Annotated in this window: 15 protein-coding genes; 5 read left to right on the top strand and 10 right to left on the bottom strand. The window is 30.7% G+C overall.

Annotated elements, in window-relative coordinates; genetic code table 11:
• Window positions 1-3: 3 nt before the first annotated feature.
• The gene (locus tag L0U72_RS04870) at window positions 4-1,164 is read right to left on the bottom strand and encodes a Pycsar system effector family protein (protein WP_101917702.1); all 1,161 of its coding nucleotides are present in this window, start codon (window positions 1,162-1,164) and stop codon (window positions 4-6) included.
• A gap of 90 nt (window positions 1,165-1,254) precedes the next feature.
• Here L0U72_RS04870 and msrB point away from each other — a divergent pair, with 90 nt between their 5' ends.
• From msrB to L0U72_RS04845, 5 genes are all read left to right on the top strand, one after another.
• Window positions 1,255-1,701, top strand: coding sequence for a peptide-methionine (R)-S-oxide reductase MsrB (msrB, locus tag L0U72_RS04865; RefSeq protein ID WP_233898680.1), 447 nt, complete (start codon window positions 1,255-1,257; stop codon window positions 1,699-1,701).
• Between the two features lie 14 nt (window positions 1,702-1,715).
• Window positions 1,716-2,255 (top strand): peptide-methionine (S)-S-oxide reductase MsrA, encoded by a 540-nt coding sequence (gene msrA, locus L0U72_RS04860; protein ID WP_233898560.1) that lies wholly within the window; start codon window positions 1,716-1,718, stop codon window positions 2,253-2,255.
• A gap of 38 nt (window positions 2,256-2,293) precedes the next feature.
• On the top strand, window positions 2,294-3,859 hold the full coding sequence (locus tag L0U72_RS04855; protein ID WP_233898559.1) for a protein adenylyltransferase SelO: 1,566 nt from the start codon (window positions 2,294-2,296) through the stop codon (window positions 3,857-3,859).
• A gap of 63 nt (window positions 3,860-3,922) precedes the next feature.
• Window positions 3,923-7,645 carry a metallophosphoesterase gene (locus L0U72_RS04850; RefSeq protein WP_233898558.1) on the top strand — a complete coding sequence of 1,241 codons (3,723 nt, stop codon included), beginning with the start codon at window positions 3,923-3,925 and terminating at the stop codon, window positions 7,643-7,645.
• A 25-nt stretch (window positions 7,646-7,670) separates the two neighbouring features.
• On the top strand, window positions 7,671-8,066 hold the full coding sequence (locus L0U72_RS04845) for a DUF423 domain-containing protein (protein WP_101917709.1): 396 nt from the start codon (window positions 7,671-7,673) through the stop codon (window positions 8,064-8,066).
• On the opposite strand, the gene L0U72_RS04840 is transcribed toward L0U72_RS04845, so the two are convergent.
• The 9 genes from L0U72_RS04840 to L0U72_RS04800 form a co-directional block, all read right to left on the bottom strand.
• Window positions 8,059-8,907, bottom strand: coding sequence for an NHL repeat-containing protein (locus L0U72_RS04840; RefSeq protein WP_233898557.1), 849 nt, complete (start codon window positions 8,905-8,907; stop codon window positions 8,059-8,061). The two genes, L0U72_RS04845 and L0U72_RS04840, sit on opposite strands and share 8 nt — an antisense overlap.
• Before the next feature lie 270 nt (window positions 8,908-9,177).
• Window positions 9,178-10,881: an alkaline phosphatase D family protein gene (locus tag L0U72_RS04835; protein ID WP_233897866.1), complete on the bottom strand. Its 1,704-nt coding sequence runs from the start codon at window positions 10,879-10,881 to the stop codon at window positions 9,178-9,180.
• A gap of 115 nt (window positions 10,882-10,996) precedes the next feature.
• Entirely contained in the window at window positions 10,997-11,842 is an 846-nt protein-coding gene (locus L0U72_RS04830; protein ID WP_394801450.1) for a TPM domain-containing protein, read from the bottom strand.
• A complete protein-coding gene (locus tag L0U72_RS04825) occupies window positions 11,811-12,248 on the bottom strand; it encodes a TPM domain-containing protein (protein WP_101917712.1) in 438 nt (145 codons plus the stop codon). The genes L0U72_RS04830 and L0U72_RS04825 overlap by 32 nt, the downstream gene beginning before the upstream one ends.
• Before the next feature lie 20 nt (window positions 12,249-12,268).
• On the bottom strand, window positions 12,269-12,871 hold the full coding sequence (locus L0U72_RS04820) for a LemA family protein (protein WP_101917713.1): 603 nt from the start codon (window positions 12,869-12,871) through the stop codon (window positions 12,269-12,271).
• 44 nt (window positions 12,872-12,915) lie between these two features.
• On the bottom strand, window positions 12,916-13,245 hold the full coding sequence (locus L0U72_RS04815) for a MerR family transcriptional regulator (RefSeq protein WP_101917714.1): 330 nt from the start codon (window positions 13,243-13,245) through the stop codon (window positions 12,916-12,918).
• Window positions 13,246-13,282: 37 nt separating this feature from the next.
• Window positions 13,283-14,251, bottom strand: a complete 969-nt coding sequence (locus tag L0U72_RS04810; protein WP_233898556.1) for a M23 family metallopeptidase — start codon at window positions 14,249-14,251, stop codon at window positions 13,283-13,285.
• A 241-nt stretch (window positions 14,252-14,492) separates the two neighbouring features.
• On the bottom strand, window positions 14,493-15,323 hold the full coding sequence (locus L0U72_RS04805) for a DUF4249 domain-containing protein (protein ID WP_233884490.1): 831 nt from the start codon (window positions 15,321-15,323) through the stop codon (window positions 14,493-14,495).
• Between the two features lie 4 nt (window positions 15,324-15,327).
• A complete protein-coding gene (locus L0U72_RS04800; protein WP_233898555.1) occupies window positions 15,328-18,129 on the bottom strand; it encodes a TonB-dependent receptor in 2,802 nt (933 codons plus the stop codon).
• Window positions 18,130-18,200: the final 71 nt, after the last annotated feature.

Genomic DNA, 18,200 nt, shown 5'->3' with positions numbered 1-18,200 from the left:
AAATTATAAAATACTTGCCATGTCTTGTATTTTAAAAGCCACTGCAAAAGCGAGTACACTTACAATAATTCCAATCATAAAAACGGTGTAGGTTACGCGCAATAATTTGTATTTTCGGTTTAAAACCAAGCCTAAAAAGTACAAATCTTTGGTAAGCGAACCGTATAAATAATCACGATCTTGCATCATTTCTTGCATTGCCCATTCAAAATCGGGCAAATTCATTTGATGAAAATTCCCAAAAAACAATAAATTTACTTTTTTATTTGCTACGTCTTCTTTAGTAAATTTCCCTTGCGTTACATTTGGGCGGGTTGCCATTATCGATAAAATAATAGATGCCACGGTAAATAAAACGAAAATTAATGACGGAATTATTAAATAATGATTGGTCGGATTATCGAGTTTCGGAATTAATGTTGATAAGGTCATCGAAATTATAATAGCATTTACCGATAACAAAATATTTGCCTTTGTATCGGCGATATCACTTAAAGTTATATGATTTCGAAGGGCGACCCGAAACATTGTTTCTACGCCTCTTTCGGGTGCTTTTTGTACTTTTTTATGTGCTGTTTTTTGTTGATATATTAATAATTCAGCTAAATTTTTATGCGCTATTTTACCCCAATTTTTAATCGCAAAAGTTGTCTGAAATCGAAAATTAGATAAAAATTCAATATTTCCAGCATTCCAAACGTCATCAGAAACGACCTCATTTTTGGTTAATTCCCACTCCTTTCGCAATAAAGAAGTATAATTACTGAAATTTTTACTTCCTAAATGTGCACAATCGGCATCTTTCATTATTTTTTGTAGTTCATCAGTAGCGATTGCACCTATTTTTGTAGCCAAAATCAATCTCGAAACTTCCGAAATAAGCTCAGCTGAAACGGCCTGTTTTTTCAAAAAATCCGATGCTATTTGAACACTTTCTTCTTCATGATTTTCAATGGAAAAAATATAGCCAGTATCATGAAACCATGCCGATAACAGCAAATTAGTAGCGTCTTTTGCATCAATTTTTAATTCTTCAATTAATATTTTTGTTTTCTCCACCACCCTTTGTGTGTGAAATATATTATGATATAAAAAGGAAGCAGGTAATTTTTCATTTAAAAGACTGATTACATAATTCTCTACTTTAAGTACTAATTTTTCCATCAGATTTTTTTTTACAAAATTACAGATACTTTTTTGAATTTTATTACCCATAATTATTAACTATCTTTCGTTTAAATTAAAAAGACAATGATACTTACTTGGAAAAAAATCATTCATTTTGCTGTAAATGGCAATCCAACACCAATAAAAAGAGTTGAAAAAACTGAAACTCAATGGAAAGAATTATTAACAGATGAACAATTCAGAATTACCCGTTTAAAAGGAACGGAACGTCCTTTTTCTGGAGAATTATGTACTACTTATGATGAAGGAAAATACAATTGTACTTGTTGCGATACGCCTTTATTTGATTCTACTATTAAATTTGATTCAAGCTCAGGATGGCCTAGTTTTACCCAACCAATTGCCGAAAATGCCATTAAATATCATAGAGATAGTACTTTGGGAATGGTACGAGTAGAAGTTTTATGCAACAGTTGTGATGCACATTTAGGACACGTTTTTCCTGATGGTCCTCAGCCTAGTGGTTTAAGATATTGCATCAATTCGGAATCAATGATTTTAAATAAAAATTAAAATAATTCAATTTAATGACTAATCAAAATTTACAAATAGCCACCTTAGGCGGTGGATGTTTTTGGTGCACAGAAGCAGTTTTTCAGGAAGTAAAAGGTATTGAAAAAGTGGTTTCTGGTTATGCTGGCGGAAACGTACCAGGACACCCAACATATAGAGAAGTTTGTAGCGGATTAACAGGACATGCCGAAGTAATTCAACTTACTTTTGATGCAAATATTATTTCATATCAAGATATTTTAATTATTTTTATGACAACTCACAATCCGACAACCTTAAATCAGCAAGGAGCGGATAAAGGAACAGCATATCGTTCTGTAATTTTTTATCATAACGAATCGCAAAAAGAAATTTCAGAAATTGTTTTAACTGAAGTTGCTCCTTTTTATGAAGATAAAATTGTTACAGAAGTTAGTCCATATGCTATTTTTTACGAAGCAGAAATAGCTCATCAAAATTATTACAGACAAAACCAAACACTAGGGTATTGTAGTTTTGTTATTTCGCCAAAATTAGCAACACTTCGAAAATTACATGCTCATAAATTAAAGTAATTTACCGTAATTTTGTCAATCCATTTATCCAAAAAATAATGAAGCTTAACATTCAAAATACTTTTACAAAAGAATTACCTGCTGATAAAATTTTAGAAAACACCCGAAGACAAGTTTTAGATGCTTGTTTTTCGTTTGTTGAACCTAAAAAAACAGCAAATCCGAAGTTACTTCATGTTTCAAAAGAAATGTTAACTGCTATTGGATTAACTGAAAAAGATGCTAAATCAGAAGAGTTTTTACAGATTTTTACAGGAAATAAAGTCTTAGAAAACACGCATCCATTTGCGATGTGTTATGGCGGGCATCAGTTTGGAAATTGGGCAGGACAATTAGGCGATGGTAGAGCTATCAATTTAACCGAAGTTGTACACAATAATAAACGTTGGGCAATACAATTAAAAGGTGCTGGAGAAACTCCATATTCAAGAACTGCCGATGGTTTGGCCGTTTTACGCTCATCGGTCAGAGAATATTTATGTAGCGAAGCAATGTTTCATTTGGGCGTTCCAACAACTAGAGCTTTATCGTTAAGTTTATCGGGCGATAATGTGTTGCGAGATATGTTATACAACGGAAATGCAGCCTATGAAAAAGGTGCAATTGTAAGCCGCTTAGCTCCAAGTTTTATTCGTTTTGGAAGTTTTGAAATTTTATCATCTAGAAAAAATTATCCTGCTTTAAAAACATTAGCAGATTATACGATTACTCATTTTTATCCTGAAATTACATCCGAAGGAAAACAAAAATATCTTGATTTTTTAACCGAAATAAGAAATCGAACTATTGAAATGATTGTTCATTGGCAACGTATTGGTTTTGTTCATGGCGTTATGAATACCGACAATATGTCTATCCTCGGATTAACCATCGATTACGGTCCTTACGGATGGTTAGAAGGCTACGATGCTGGCTGGACACCAAATACAACCGACAATCAACACAAGCGATACCGCTTTGGAAATCAATCACAAATTGGTGTTTGGAATTTATTTCAATTAGCAAATGCCTTGTTTCCACTTATCGAAGAAGCACCGCCTTTACAAGAAATTTTAGATGAATATTCTGATATTTATCAAAAGAAATATTTAGAAATGATGAAATCGAAAATTGGTTTATTTTCTGAAGATACTAACGATTATGAATTAATTGGACGCTTAGAAGAAACTTTACAATTAACAGAAACCGACATGACGCTTTTCTTTAGAAATTTAGCCTTAATTTCTTCGGATGATACTTTTGAAACTGCTTTCGATAAAATAAAAATCGCATTTTATACGATTATCGAAGTTAAAGATGAAATAAAAAATCATTGGCAAGATTGGTTTGAGCGTTATTTAAAAAGATTAGAACTAGAAACTTTATCTGATTCAGTAAGAAAAGAAAAAATGAATGCTGTAAATCCGAAATATGTATTGCGAAATTATATGGCACAATTAGCTATTGATGCTGCCAATAAAGGTGATTATAATTTAATTGATGAATTATATGAGTTATTAAAAAAGCCATATGATGAGCAACCAAAGCATGAAAAATGGTTTGCAAAACGTCCAGAATGGGCTCGTAATAAAATTGGATGTTCTGCATTAAGTTGTAGTTCTTAAAAAGAGTGTTTTTCATCTGAATTAAAAGAATATAAAGTATTTTTACAGCCTAATTAAAGAGAGATGAATTTTAGGGGAAATTTTAGATATTTAGTATTCTTTTTTCTGGTGATTATAAGTACGCTGTTCAATAATTGTGCAACGTACAAAGCTCAATATGCCGATAAAAATACCGTAAAAAATCTTAAAAAAGAAAAAAACAACCCAAATTCTGATAAAAAAATAGCCCATACTTTTTATTTAATTGGCGATGCTGGAAATTCTGATTTAGGAAAAATATCGCCTGCATTAAAATATTTAAATAAACATATTCGCACAGCTCCTAAAAATTCAACCTTGCTTTTTTTAGGTGATAATGTGTATGAAACTGGTATTCCTCCCGAAAATTCTAAAAAATATCCGTTAGCAAAACATCGAATTAAAGTACAAACCGATATTGCTGAAAAATTTGCAGGTAATACTATTTTTATCCCAGGAAATCATGATTGGTACAACGGTTTAGAAGGCTTAAAAAGAGAAGAAAAATTAGTCGAAAAAGCCTTAGGAAAAAACACTTTTCTCCCCGAGAATGGCTGTCCTTTAAAAAAAGTAACTATCAGTAAAAAAGTTGTTTTAATTATTGTTGATTCGCATTGGTATGTAACAAATTGGAATAAACATCCTAAAATAAATGATAATTGCAACATCAAAACAAGAGCCAAATTTTTAGAAGAATTTAAAAGTTTGCTCAAAAAATCCAACGGAAAAACAACCCTAATTGCCATACATCACCCGTTATTTACCAACGGTTCTCATGGCGGTTATTATTCTTTTAAAAGTCATTTAAAACCACTTCCTGTTCTTGGAACGCTAAAAAATATCCTACGAAAAACAACAGGAATTACCAATACCGATTTGCAAAATAAAAAATATAATGAACTTAAAAAGCATCTGGTAACACTGGCTCAAGAAAATGAAAAAACCATTTTTATCTCTGGGCATGAACACAGTTTACAATATATTGAACAAAATAATATTGTTCAAATTATTAGTGGTTCAGGTTCTAAAACTACGCCAACCAAATTGGCAGGTGGAGCAAAATTTACCTATGCAAGTCAAGGTTTTGCACAATTAGATATTTATACTGATGGAAGTTCAGAAGTTCATTTTTATTCAGAAAAAGAAGCTAAAAAAGTATATCAAACAGCTATTTTTCCTGCGGATAAAAAAAAGAATTTTACTACGTATCCGCATCGAAATATCACTCAAAAAAAAGCAAGTATTTACACCGATAAGGAAGTTGAAAAAACAAAAGTATTTGAATATTTTTGGGGAAAACGTTATCGAAAAGATTTTGGCACAAAAATAACCGCACCTACCGTAAATTTAGACACGCTTTTTGGCGGATTAAAACCCGTTCGAAAAGGAGGCGGAAATCAATCAAAATCATTGCGATTAAAAGATAAAAAAGGACGAGAATATGTAATGCGTGCTTTGCGAAAAAATGCCGTGCAATACTTACAAGCCGTTGCCTTTAAAGACTATTATTTAGATGGACAATTTAACGATACCTACACCGAGAATTTACTGCTCGATGCCTTTACAGGTGCGCATCCTTACGCCCCATTTGTTATCGGAACTTTAAGCGATGCCGTGGGAATTTATCACGCAAATCCTGTTTTATATTACGTTCCAAAACAACATGTCTTAGGTACTTTTAATGCCGATTTCGGCAATGAATTATACATGATTGAAGAACGAGCTTCTTCAGGACATCAGGATAAAAGTAGCTTTGGATTTTCAAATGAAATAATTAGTACCGATGATTTATTAAGCAATCTATCAAAAAATGAAAAACATCAATTAGACGAATCTGCTTACATAAAAGCACGTTTATTTGACATGCTAATCGGTGATTGGGATAGACATGAAGATCAATGGCGATGGGCTGTTTTCAAAGAAAATAAACGTACTATTTATCGCCCAGTTCCAAGAGATAGAGACCAAGCTTTTTCAATTATGGGTGATGGATTTTTGTTAAGTATCGCTACTAGAATTATTCCCGCTTTGCGATTAATGAAACCCTATAAAGAAACCTTAAAAAGCCCAAAATGGTTTAATTTAGAACCATATCCGTTGGATATGGCACTAATTAATAAATCTGATAAAAGCATTTGGGACGCACAAGTAAAACATATTACCAATAATATTACCGATGAAATTATCGACAACGCTTTTGAAAATTTCCCAAAAGAAATTCAAGGAAAAAATACCCAAGAAATCAAACGAAAACTAATTGGAAGAAGAAAAAATTTGCAGAAAATATCCGATGCTTATTTTAAACATATCAATAAATTTCAAGTAATTAAAGGAACTGTAAAAGACGATTGGTTTGATATCATTCGATTGCCAAACGGACGCACCAAAGTAACAGCGTATCGCATCAAAAAAGGAAAAAAAGCAACGATTTTTCATCAAAGAATTTATGATAAAAAACAAACAAAAGAATTATGGATTTATGGCTTGGCAGATGATGATGTTTTTATGGTAAAAGGTACCGGAAATCATTTGATTAAACTGCGAATTATCGGAGGACAAAACAATGATAAATACACGATTTTAAACACTAAAAAAGTTACAATATACGATCATAAATCAACCAAAAATACCTTTACGACCAAGAATAGCAGGAATATTCACAAAAAATTAACGGACGATTATCAAACAAATACGTACAATTATAAAAAGCTGAAAAATAACGCAAATGTTCTCAAACCCGTTATCGGAATGAACCCTGATGACCGTGTAAAAATAGGCTTTTCAAATACGTATACTATCAACGGTTTTGAACGAAATCCGTTTACCTCACAACATAAAATTTCAGGTGCTTATTATTTTGCTACTGATGGTTTTGAACTAAACTATTCCAGCGAATTTGCCAATGTTATTGGCAATTGGAATGTAAGTGTAAACGCCTTATATACAAGCCCAAATTACGCTATTAATTTCTTCGGATTTGGGAATAATTCCATCAATTTAGAAGCAAATAACCTTAAAGATAAAAATTATAATCGAGTAAAAATAAAGAAATTTATAACAGGAACTGCCCTACATTGGAAAGGCGATTTAGAAGCCGAAGTAAAATTAGGCATTAATTTTCAATCCTTTAAAATAGATAAAACAAACCATCGTTTTATTACAACACCTTTAGAATCAGTTACTTTTAAGCGTCAAAACTTTGTGAATGCCGAAGCCAGTTACGAATTTGAAAACACGGATAACAAAGCTTTTACAACCATGGGAATGAAAATGTTATTTCGAATTGGTTATACAGCAAATCTGAATACTATAAATGAGAACAATAATTTTAGTTATCTAATTCCTGCGATTTCTTTTGATTATAAACTAATTCCGAGCGGTCAAGTAGTATTGGCAACCAAAGTGAAAAGTCATTTTATTTTTGGGGATACTTTTGCCTTTTATCAAGGAGCAAATCTAGGGGCAAATAACGGATTACGAGGATACAGAAACGAACGATTTACAAGTAAAAACTCGGCATATCATAGTACCGATATTCGAGTAAACATAAAGAAATTAAAGACAAGTATACTACCTTTACATCTTGGTATTTATGCTGGTTTTGATTATGGAAAAGTATGGCTTAATGAGCTTAGTTCACAGGATATAAAAACCTCGATCGGTGGCGGAATTTTCTTTAATATGACAAACATGATAACCGCAAATATAGCTACATTTCATAGCCAAGATGGTTTGCAATGGTCTTTTGCAATGGGCTTTAATTTTTAATATTTTATTCTCTTAATTTTTTAAAATGATAACACAACAAATAGTAGTAATATCAGGCGCTTTATTTGGCGGATTAGCCGTAATTTTTGGAGCTTTTGGCGCACACGCTTTAAAGAAAATTTTATCCGAAGAACAATTAAAATCGTTTGAAACAGGCGTAAAATATCAAATGTATCACGCCCTTGTTTTATTGTTTATAGGGAATTATTTTTCAACGTCAAATTCAATATTAAATTCAACAGCAAATACCTTGATGAGTTTTGCTTTTATTATCGGAACTTTTCTTTTTTCATTTAGTATTTACGGATTAGTTTTATCCGATGCCAAAGGAAAAAAAATGTCATTTTTAGGACCAATTACACCTCTTGGCGGTTTGTTATTAGTTATCGGCTGGATACTGCTTTTAGTTGCATTTATTTAAGCGAAAACTCATATAATTTCCCACCTTTTCCATGTGCTTTTTCATCAGCAATATACAACGTATTATGATCTTTAAAAGTGATGCTTTCTTTTTGCGAAACAAAACCTAAGGGAAATTCCTGAATTTTTCCTGAAAAGAAATCATCTTTTTTAAAATCACTAAAAATAAAAACCGATTGATGATTTAATAACGCCATTTTTTTTCCATTAGGAGCAATCGCACTAGCAGTTATCGAACAAGATAAATCATTACAAGTTTCAAAACTTGAAATACGCTGTGCTATATGTGTTCCTTTTTGGGCAGGAATTTTATACAAAGTTGTTTTTCCGTAGTTATTTTTAACCCTACTTTTGGTGAAAAAATATAAAAATCCGTCATTATATAATAAGCTTTCAGCATCAAAAAAACGATGTTTCTTTTTAGGAGGAAATTTTGTTTGAGAAGCATACGAAAACTTAATTTTATCGACATCAACAGCTTCTTTTTCTACTAAATCTTGATGCTTAATTTTAAGTATTTTTAAGTTTTTCCGAGTGTTATCATTATTTCCAAAATCGGCAATATATAAGTTTCCTTTTTCATCGGATGTCATATCTTCCCAATCATTATTTTTGGCATTGATAGCGATTTCTCTAATGATTTTTCCTTTTGAATCAACACCATAAATAACGGCTTTATTACCACTATCATTATGCATCCAAAGTAAATTACTATTGTTTATTTTTTCGATTCCTGAAACTTCTGCTAATTTTTTAGGTAAATTATATTGAAGCTTTAATTCGCCATAATTTTTACAGTTACTTAGTAAAATAAAAAGAAGACATCCTATTAATTTTTTCATAAAAACACACTGTTATTAAACACAATGATACGATTTTATTTTTTAGAGAAGTAACTTGTTTTTTTGCATAATTTCAATAATTTGCAAATACCCCTAGCCCCGATTGAAGCTTTGTTTGAGCTCCTTTTTTTGATTTTTTTCAAAAAAAGAGCGAGTGCGGAAAGCGGGAAATTGCTTCAAAAAATATTTAAAATAAAATAGTTCCTCAAAATAAATTTCAAGGAACTATTTTATATGATTTTAATATTTTTGATATTTAATAGACTGATTTTAAACCGTTACACTGTGTCCTGTTTTTGTGGTATAGGTTTCGCTAATTACAGTACTTACATATTTCCAATTCGAAACTACCGATGCTTGATTTATATGTAATTCCATAAAACCTCTTTGTGAGAAATCGCTATACTTTAAATCATCGACTAAAAGTTGTAATGCTTTTTCGAGTTGTAATGCTCCTTCGCCTAAATATTTTTCTAATCCTGGTGATGACACCGAACTTGTCGCTAATTCTACGCCTACTTTATCTCCATTTGCATTGGTTAAATCACTTTGCCAAGCATTATGCGTATCGCCTGCTAAAACAACTACTTTTTTGTTTTTGAAACTTGCTAAAAGTGCTTCTCTTTCCATAAAATAACCGTCCCAAGCATCTAAATTATAAGGTAAAACAGTTTTTATTCTGGCTATTTCTTGAGGCGTTAAACTTGGATCTTTTTTCAAAAATCTTGTTTTGATAATAACCAATTCGGTAATTGCTTTTTGAAAAGCACCAAAAGTTTCCGCCGATGCGCCACCTTTCGTTTCAGCTTCTGCCGAAACACGTGCTAAAATCGGTAATAATTCTGCGGGCATTAACATTTTCCCCATCAAAACTTGTTGCCCAATAATTTGCCAACTCGCATTTGATGTTTTTATTTGATTCGTAACCCATGTTTTTTGCGTAGTTCCTAACATCGTTCTATTTGGATTCAGCCATTCTTTTTGAAAACTAGGAATATCAAATTCTCCTTTTGAAGTGTAGAAATCTGCATAATTTAACTGCTTTTCTCGTCCTATAATTCGAGTATCTAATAAAATTAAATCGGCTAAATTTCCTATTTTCAGATTTCTATAAATGATAGCATTATCAACAATATTAGTCGTATTTGGTAAATATTCGCTGTATGCTTGTAACGCACTATTTTTTCGAACGGTGTAACTTCCTTCGTTTTCTTGATGATTTTCAGCACCATCTTTATACGAATCGTTTGCAACTTCATGATCGTCCCAAATACAGATAAATGGTTTCTTTTGATGCAACTCTTTTAATTTATTATCCGAACGATATTGGCGATAACGAGTTCTATAATCATCTAAAGAAATTATTTCACCTTTTGGATTTGGCGTTCTAAATGAGCCGTACGTATTTTCGCCATATTCGTAGATATAATCGCCTAAATGCACGACAACTTCAGCCTCCGATTTGTTAATTGCTTCATAGACATTAAAATATCCGTAGGCATAATTTGCACAAGAAGTTACGGCTAATTTCACATCAGAAGTTTTCGTTCCGAAAGTTAATGTTTCGCCGATTACAGAAGTTGTTTTATCTTTTATATTGATAAAACGGTAATATAATTTTTGATTTTCGGCTAATTCTTTTACTTCGATAGCGATTGTATAATCTCTAGAAGCATCTGTAATTACTTCGGATTGACGTACAATATTTTTAAATTTGATATCTGTTGCTACTTGCCAAGTGATTGCTACGGAAGATTTATCGGTTGTATATCGTGTCCAGATAATTACTTGAGAATTTGTAGGATCAAAACTTGCGACACCTTCTTTAAAATTTTCTTCGGATAAATTATCAGGAATAGGATTTGTTATTTCGTCATCATCATTACAACTGATAAAATTGGTTGCCAAAAGTATTCCTCCACTTGCTAAAAGAGTATTTTTTAAAAAATTTCTCCTTTTAATATTTGTTGCCATCTTTTACGTTAATTTTTGCTTTAATTAATTTTTATTAATTTGTTTTGTTATCAAGCAAAAGTAAAAGATGTAGTTGTTTAAATTGTTAGGTGAATATTATGCTAAAAAGTTTAATTTACCAATCTCCTGATGCACCACCACCACCAAAGCTACCACCGCCAAAGCCTCCACCGAAACCTCCGCCTCCAGAAGAACCTCCTCCAAAGCTTCCGCCACCGCCAAAACCACCACGACCTGCACTGCTTAAAATAATGGTTTCCAAAATACTACCTGCAATATTTCTTTTATTCGAACCATTATCGTTCCCATCACGACCGCCACTATTTTTATTTCCTCTTGAGATGATGATAAAAAACACCACAAGAATAATGATAAAGATGATAAAACTTGGATCAAATTGGTCGGATTTTTTACGAGTTCCTGAATATTCTCCTTGTAAGGTTTTAAAAACAGCATCCGCTCCCCTATCTAAACCTGCATAATAATCGCCGCGTTTAAATTCGGGAATAATTGCTCTTTCAATAATTCTTTTAGAAGCAAAATCGGTTAATAAATGTTCTGTTCCTTTTCCTGCTTGAATCGATATTTTACGGTCTTGTTGTGCTAATAAAATTAAGACACCATTATCTTCTTTTGCCTGTCCAATCCCCCATTTCTCGCCCCAATTTGCAGTTAAATAATTAATATTCTCTCCTTGGGTAGAATTGATAATAGCAATAACTATTTGTGTTGATGTAGTATCAGAATATTGAATTAACTTATCTTCTAAGCGAGATTTTTGTTCTGCAGAAAGTAAGCCAATATAATCGTAAACACTTGTTTCAAATTTCGGTTTTTCAGGGATTTTAAATCCTTGAGAAAATGTTGCTTGAATAAAAAAGAGTCCAAGAATAAAAAATAAAATACGTGTCGTGTTCTTCAAACTTTTTTTATCCTTTAGATATTTCGTTAGATAATTCATTTTCATCATCAGTTTGCCAAGGAAAATGAACTTTTAATTCTTCTCCTGCGGTTAAAATACCAGCAACAATTCCTTGCTTAAAAGCTCCTTTTATAAAATGTGCTTTCATGGTATTTTTTGTAGTATCCCAAAAGTTTTCAGGCACTACTTTATCGATTCCTTTATCGCCATAAACCACAAATTTTTTATCATTTACCGCCACGTAAAATAACACAGCATTTTGGGCTTTGGTATCAAACATTTTGAGCAGTTCAAATACTTCTAATGCACGCTGAAAAGCATCTTTATTAGCAGATGCTTCGATATGAACTCGAATTTCACCAGAAGTATTTTTCTCTGCAATTTGAATAGCAGCAATAATTTCTTGTTCTTCTTGAAGTGTCAAAAAATCTTCTACTTTAGACATGTTTTTATATTTTAGATATCTTATTTTTTATTGAAATCAAAATTGATATTTGGTGCATTTTCAGAACCTGCATCCGATTTATAACGATTCATTTCATCAAAATTAAAAATACCAGCTAATAAAGAACTCGGAAATTTCTTAATCAATTTATTGTAGATATTTACGCTTTCATTAAAACGATCACGAGCGACATTAATTCTATTTTCGGTACCTTCTAATTGACTTTGTAATTCTAAGAAATTTTTATTTGCTTTGATATCAGGATAGCGCTCTACAGACACTAATAATTTAGATAAAGCACCACTTAATCCTGCTTGTGCTTTTTGAAATTGCGCCATGTTTTCAGGCGTTAAATCTCCTGCGTTGATATTTACAGAAGTTGCTTTAGCTCTAGCTTCAATAACTCCGATTAAGGTACTTTTTTCAAAATCGGCAGCTCCTTGTACTGTTTTTACTAAGTTTCCGATTAAATCATTTCTTCGTTGATACGAGCTTTCTACATTTGACCATGCTGTTTTTGCATTTTCTTGATATTCTACGGCGGTATTTTGAAATCCTACTGCCCATTTATATATTGAGAAAGCAATTAAAACGATTATAATTATAGGTATAAATTTTTTCATGTTTTGATTTTTATTTTATTTTAAATTATTTAGATAATTAATTTTTATAGTTGATTTTTTATGTTTAGTAAAACGGCTTTTACGGCTTCTAATTTACTAATAATTTCATGATTTCGAATTACATCTTCAGGATTTCTCTTTAGTTTTTTTTTGGCACCTTCTAATGTAAATCCTCTTTCTTTTACTAAATTGTATATCAATTTAAAGTTTTCGATATCCTCTTTGGTAAATAATCTATTTCCTTTAGCATTTTTTTTAGGTTTGATAACCTCAAATTCTTGTTCCCAAAACCGAATTAAGGATACATTTACCCCAAATGCTTTAGAAACTTCTCCTATTTTATAATATCTTTTTTCAGGAAATTCTACATACATTCATTGCATATTTTATCTTAATTATTTTGAACTATTTTTAATCGTATGATTGTCCTTTTTGTTGTGATGCTTTTTGCATTGCTATAAATTCTTCAGGGCTTAAATCTCCATAATAATAATAAATAGGATTTACAGGTCTGCCATTTTTATGCACTTCATAATGTAAATGTGGCGCAGCAGAACGTCCTGTATTCCCTACATATCCTATTAAATCGCCACGTTTTACCTGTTTTCCTTCTCGGGTTGCAATTTTACTCATGTGTGCGTAAATAGTTTCATATCCGTAGCCATGATCGATATATACAACATTTCCAAAAGAGGCACTACGATGTGCTTTTTTTATCTTTCCATTTCCTGATGCAAAAATAGGCGTACCTGTTGGTGCGGTAAAATCCATTCCATTATGCATTCTCCACGATTTTAAAATAGGATGCAATCGCATTCCATAACCAGATGCCATTCTTTTTAAATCTTGATTTTTTACAGGTTGAATTGCAGGTATAGAAGCTAGCATTTTTTCTTTTTCTTTGGCTAATCCTACAATTTCATCTAATGATTTCGATTGCACGACCATTTGTTTCGACAACATTTCTATCTCTTTGGTTACGTTAGTAATCATGGCACTATTTTTAAAGCCTTCTAAATGTTTATATCGGTTTACTCCTCCAAAACCTGCTTTACGTTGTTCTTCAGGAATTGGGCTTGCTTCAAAATAAGTTCTATAAATATTGTCGTCTCGTTTTTGTAGTTCTGTTAATCTTTCCGATAACATTCCTAATTCTTTTGACATTAATTCTGTATGCAATTTGAAATTTTCAAGTTCTCTTTTCTGAGCCCTTTCATTAGGCGACATCAAAAATTGACTAAAACCAATAAATCCAAAAAAGGCAATTAATAATACTCCTATAATTCCTAAAAAAGAATTTTTATATTTTTCACTTTTCTTCGACTCTATTTTTCGATACGACAAGGTATCAGGGTCGTAATAATATTTTACTTTCGCCATAGTGCTATATACTACTAAATGTACTGTTTTGTTCTTTTAAACAAACTACTTTATTCATTACTTTATTTACATTTTGATTGATAAAGTATTGTTTGTAAACACACAAATTTACAAAATGTTTTAAAACTACTTTTAATTAGTTGTTTTTTAATGATAATTTAACAAAAAGTCTAATCAAAAAAAGGAACGTTTTTTTAAAACGCTCCTTTTTATTTTTATTTAATTATTTTTTTATAAAAAACTAAAAATCTTGTTTTTTAATGGTTGGATTGAACAAACCGAAAAAACCTAATGCCTTTTTCCCTGTGGTTTTATTTATAATATTTCCTTCTAAATTCGCTGGTGGACCAGAGAATAATTGTGAAAAGAAATCACCATCTTCAACATCTTGTGCTTCTACCTGAGATAAATAATTTTTGAAGAAGTTATAATTATTATAACCAATGTTTGAAATTTCAACTTCTATACTTTTTGCAGTATCCTCTATCTCAGAAAAAGGATCTTGGTCTTCTTCAAAAAGAATATCATTTTGAACAAAAAAATCAGTAAAAATAAAATCTCCTTGTTCATTATATAATCGATAGACTATCAAATAAAAATCTTTTTGATCTGTTGAAGAATCCTTAAAAGTTACGCGTGTATTTTCATTATTTATAGTGATACTTTTCACCTCAACTTTCTCTTTAAATACTTCAGGATATGATTCTAAAACAGTTCCATCTTCTAAGATTATTTTTATCCAATAATAATTATTTACTATCGGATTAAATTGATTTTCTATAACATATATTCCGTCTCTTTCATCTAAAATTGATAAATCAGCAATTTTTGTATCTAAACTATTTTCTCCTTTAGCATACAAAGAAACTTTTGCTGTATTAATTGATTTTTTCGTTATTACATCTACAGGAACAGTTTCTTGTATATCAACATAAACAACATTATTTTTTGTTATTCCTCCTTTTATTATTATGTTAGGTTCGTGTATATCATCTAATGGAATGGTTTGTGAACAACTTAAAAAAGCAACCATATTTATGATAAGTATGAATAATATATATAGTAATTTCATTTTTTTAAAATTTAAAATTATACGTAATAAATGGTATTGGAGCTCCAAACAGCGAAAACTGTTTCTTGTTTAATGTTTTAGAAATTCCTGTATTTTGATTTTCTTTATTAGAAAAAGTATAATAATTAGAAAAAGCATTTTTTCTTCCATAAATATTATAAACTCCAAAACTCCAACTCCCTTTCCATTTTGAATATAAACTAGATTCTGGTGTATATGTTAATGAAACATCTAATCGATGTGTATTTTTCATTCGGTATGCATTTCTATCAGAATAGGTAAAAATAGATTTATCTTGATTTTCACCATAAACACCTCTTCCTGTTATTAATGTAGTTGGTCTTCCTGATTGGAAAGTAAAAAAAGTTCCCAGCGTCCATTTATCACTAAATTTATAATTGGCAGTTGCATTAAATATGTGAGGCTTATCATAATTTGATGAAAAATATTCGCCATTATTTATATTTTCTGATGAAAACTCACTAACAGTTTTTCTTTTAGAAACCGAGTACGTATAATTTAAATTACCTGTTAATTTTCCTTTTGTTTTATAAACGGCAAACTCTGTTCCATAAGCATATCCATTAGCAGGAAGCAATTGTGTTTCAATATTTTTATTGATAAATAAATCGGCATTATTTACATATTCTACTAAATTTTTAAAATCTTTATAATAGCCTTCTACCGAAAAATTATAGGTTCTATTTTGATTGTCAAATGCAAACCCAAAAGAATATTGATTTACCGCTAATGGCTTTACATGTTTTCCTGAAAGTTTCCAAATATCAAAAGGTAATGCAGCGCTACTATTACTCATTAAATGTATATATTGATACATTTTATTGTACCCAATTTTTAATGATTTTCGATTATCAATATCATATTTCAAAGACAAACGCGGTTCAAAACCAGCATATTCTTTTATTGTTTTTCCATTTTTATACTTTACCTGTGCTGTTATTGTGCTTGGTGTTTTCGGAAATCCTGAAGCATAAGAAGCAACTTCATAGGGTCCAATATTTCTAAAGATAGCATAACGCGCTCCTAAATTTAGAGATAACTTATTCCATTTTTTTTCTAGTTCATAATACGGTGCTATTTCCAAGCCTTTTTCTACAGAAAAATCTATATTACTTATTCCTTGTTCAGTACTTGTAATCTTTGCTGGTGTGAATCTATAATACGTTCCGTGTATTCCAAACCTCATCTTTGTTTCTGGATTCAAATAATAGGTAAAATCTGGTTTAAAAATATAATTTTCAACCGATGATGTCCATTCAAATGCACTTCCTGAATCTGTTTGTGAAGGACCATCATTTTCAGCAGCTAAGGAATATTTATAAGAACTATAAATCGTTGATACATTCATGAACAGTTTATTCGAAAATATATGATTCCAACGTAAACTTGTAGTGGCATTATTCCATAAGAAGTCTATTTTCCCTCCAGGTTCTTTTTTATTTTCTTTTGTTTTTTCATCATATACAAGTTCTTCTTCAGCTTTAAACTTCATTACATCTTGACCGAAATATCCTGATAAAAACAATTTATTATTATCATTTATATTCCACGCTAATTTTGTATTTAAATCATAAAAATACATTTTTTGTTTTTTCAGGTCTTCTCCTGCTAATGGAAAAAACAAATCAAAATAAGTTCTACGCCCTGACACTAAAAAACTAAGTTTATCTTTTTTTATCGGTCCTTCTAGGGTTAATCTTGAAAATAACAAACCAACGCCTCCTTCTGCTTTAAAAATTTTAGAACTACCTTCTTTCTGTCTCATATCTAATACCGAAGAAGCTCTACCTCCAAAACGTGCTGGAATACCTCCTTTGTAAAATTTTATATCTTTTAACGCATCGGCATTAATTGCCGAAAAAAGTCCCCATAAATGAGATGAATTATATAATGGTGCTTCATCTAATAATAATAAATTCTGATCAATATTACCTCCTCTAACATTAAATCCACTAGCGCCTTCTCCTACCGAACTAACTCCAGGTTGTGTTAAAATTGCTCTTGTAATATCTGGTTCACCAAAAAATGCAGGAAGCTTTTTTATTTCAGAAGCTTTCAAACTAGAAACGCCCGTTAAAATTGTTTTTAGTTGACTTTTACTAGTATTCGTTGATTTTACAACAACTTCTTCTAAGGCATTTTCACTTAAAGTTAATTCAAAGTTCTTCTTAATATCTTTATTTAAAACAACCTCAAGTTGTTTACTTTTATAACCGATATAAGAAATTTCGACAACATAAATACCTTTTAAAAGTGTCATAGAATAGAAACCATATTCATTGGTAACCGTTCCCTTTAAAGGATTTTTCACAATTACATTTGCACCTAATAATGTTTCACCAGTTGTAGCATCTTTTACGGTTCCACTAATAGTATATTTTTGTTGCTGTTTTTTTAAAATATTCTTTTGATAAGTTTCTTTATCTTTAGATAAAATTATCAATTCATTTTTTACCTGATGTTTTATTGCTGTATTTCTAAACAATAGTTTTATAGCTTTATTAAGCTCTTTATTAACTACATTAATCGTAAATTTTTGTTGAATATTAACTTCATCATTATTAAAAACAAAGTTATAATTAGTTTGTTTTTCTATTTGATTTAAAATAGCTTCTAAAGTTGTGTTTTCATAGTTTAGTGTTACATTTTTTTGAGAAAAAGTATTCGTTGCTGCTATTTGTAAGCAACAAAATAAAAAAATTGATAAAGTGATTTTCATTAAAAACGCATGTTTTTGGGATACATTTTTTAACCCTAATTGGGTTATAAATTGTTTGTTTTTCATAGATTTGAATGTTGTTAGATGGTTTTGTTCAATTAAAATTAAATTTATCAGCAATTTTAAATAGGAGAATT

The organism is Tenacibaculum piscium, from assembly GCF_021390755.1.
GTDB classification, from domain to species: Bacteria; Bacteroidota; Bacteroidia; order Flavobacteriales; family Flavobacteriaceae; genus Polaribacter; species Polaribacter piscius.
This window is presented reverse-complemented; position numbering and strand designations above follow the sequence as displayed.

What these genes read in the sequence shown, in the direction of transcription:
- L0U72_RS04835 (WP_233897866.1), bottom strand. Translation starts at nt 10,881, where the DNA reads ATGGCAACAAATATTAAAAGGAGAAATTTTTTAAAAAATACTCTTTTA.
- L0U72_RS04850 (WP_233898558.1), top strand. Translation starts at nt 3,923, where the DNA reads ATGAATTTTAGGGGAAATTTTAGATATTTAGTATTCTTTTTTCTGGTG.
- L0U72_RS04815 (WP_101917714.1), bottom strand. Translation starts at nt 13,245, where the DNA reads ATGTATGTAGAATTTCCTGAAAAAAGATATTATAAAATAGGAGAAGTT.
- L0U72_RS04855 (WP_233898559.1), top strand. Translation starts at nt 2,294, where the DNA reads ATGAAGCTTAACATTCAAAATACTTTTACAAAAGAATTACCTGCTGAT.
- L0U72_RS04805 (WP_233884490.1), bottom strand. Translation starts at nt 15,323, where the DNA reads ATGAAATTACTATATATATTATTCATACTTATCATAAATATGGTTGCT.
- L0U72_RS04840 (WP_233898557.1), bottom strand. Translation starts at nt 8,907, where the DNA reads ATGAAAAAATTAATAGGATGTCTTCTTTTTATTTTACTAAGTAACTGT.
- L0U72_RS04800 (WP_233898555.1), bottom strand. Translation starts at nt 18,129, where the DNA reads ATGAAAAACAAACAATTTATAACCCAATTAGGGTTAAAAAATGTATCC.
- L0U72_RS04870 (WP_101917702.1), bottom strand. Translation starts at nt 1,164, where the DNA reads ATGGAAAAATTAGTACTTAAAGTAGAGAATTATGTAATCAGTCTTTTA.
- msrA (WP_233898560.1), top strand. Translation starts at nt 1,716, where the DNA reads ATGACTAATCAAAATTTACAAATAGCCACCTTAGGCGGTGGATGTTTT.
- L0U72_RS04830 (WP_394801450.1), bottom strand. Translation starts at nt 11,842, where the DNA reads ATGAATTATCTAACGAAATATCTAAAGGATAAAAAAAGTTTGAAGAAC.
- L0U72_RS04825 (WP_101917712.1), bottom strand. Translation starts at nt 12,248, where the DNA reads ATGTCTAAAGTAGAAGATTTTTTGACACTTCAAGAAGAACAAGAAATT.
- L0U72_RS04820 (WP_101917713.1), bottom strand. Translation starts at nt 12,871, where the DNA reads ATGAAAAAATTTATACCTATAATTATAATCGTTTTAATTGCTTTCTCA.
- L0U72_RS04810 (WP_233898556.1), bottom strand. Translation starts at nt 14,251, where the DNA reads ATGGCGAAAGTAAAATATTATTACGACCCTGATACCTTGTCGTATCGA.
- L0U72_RS04845 (WP_101917709.1), top strand. Translation starts at nt 7,671, where the DNA reads ATGATAACACAACAAATAGTAGTAATATCAGGCGCTTTATTTGGCGGA.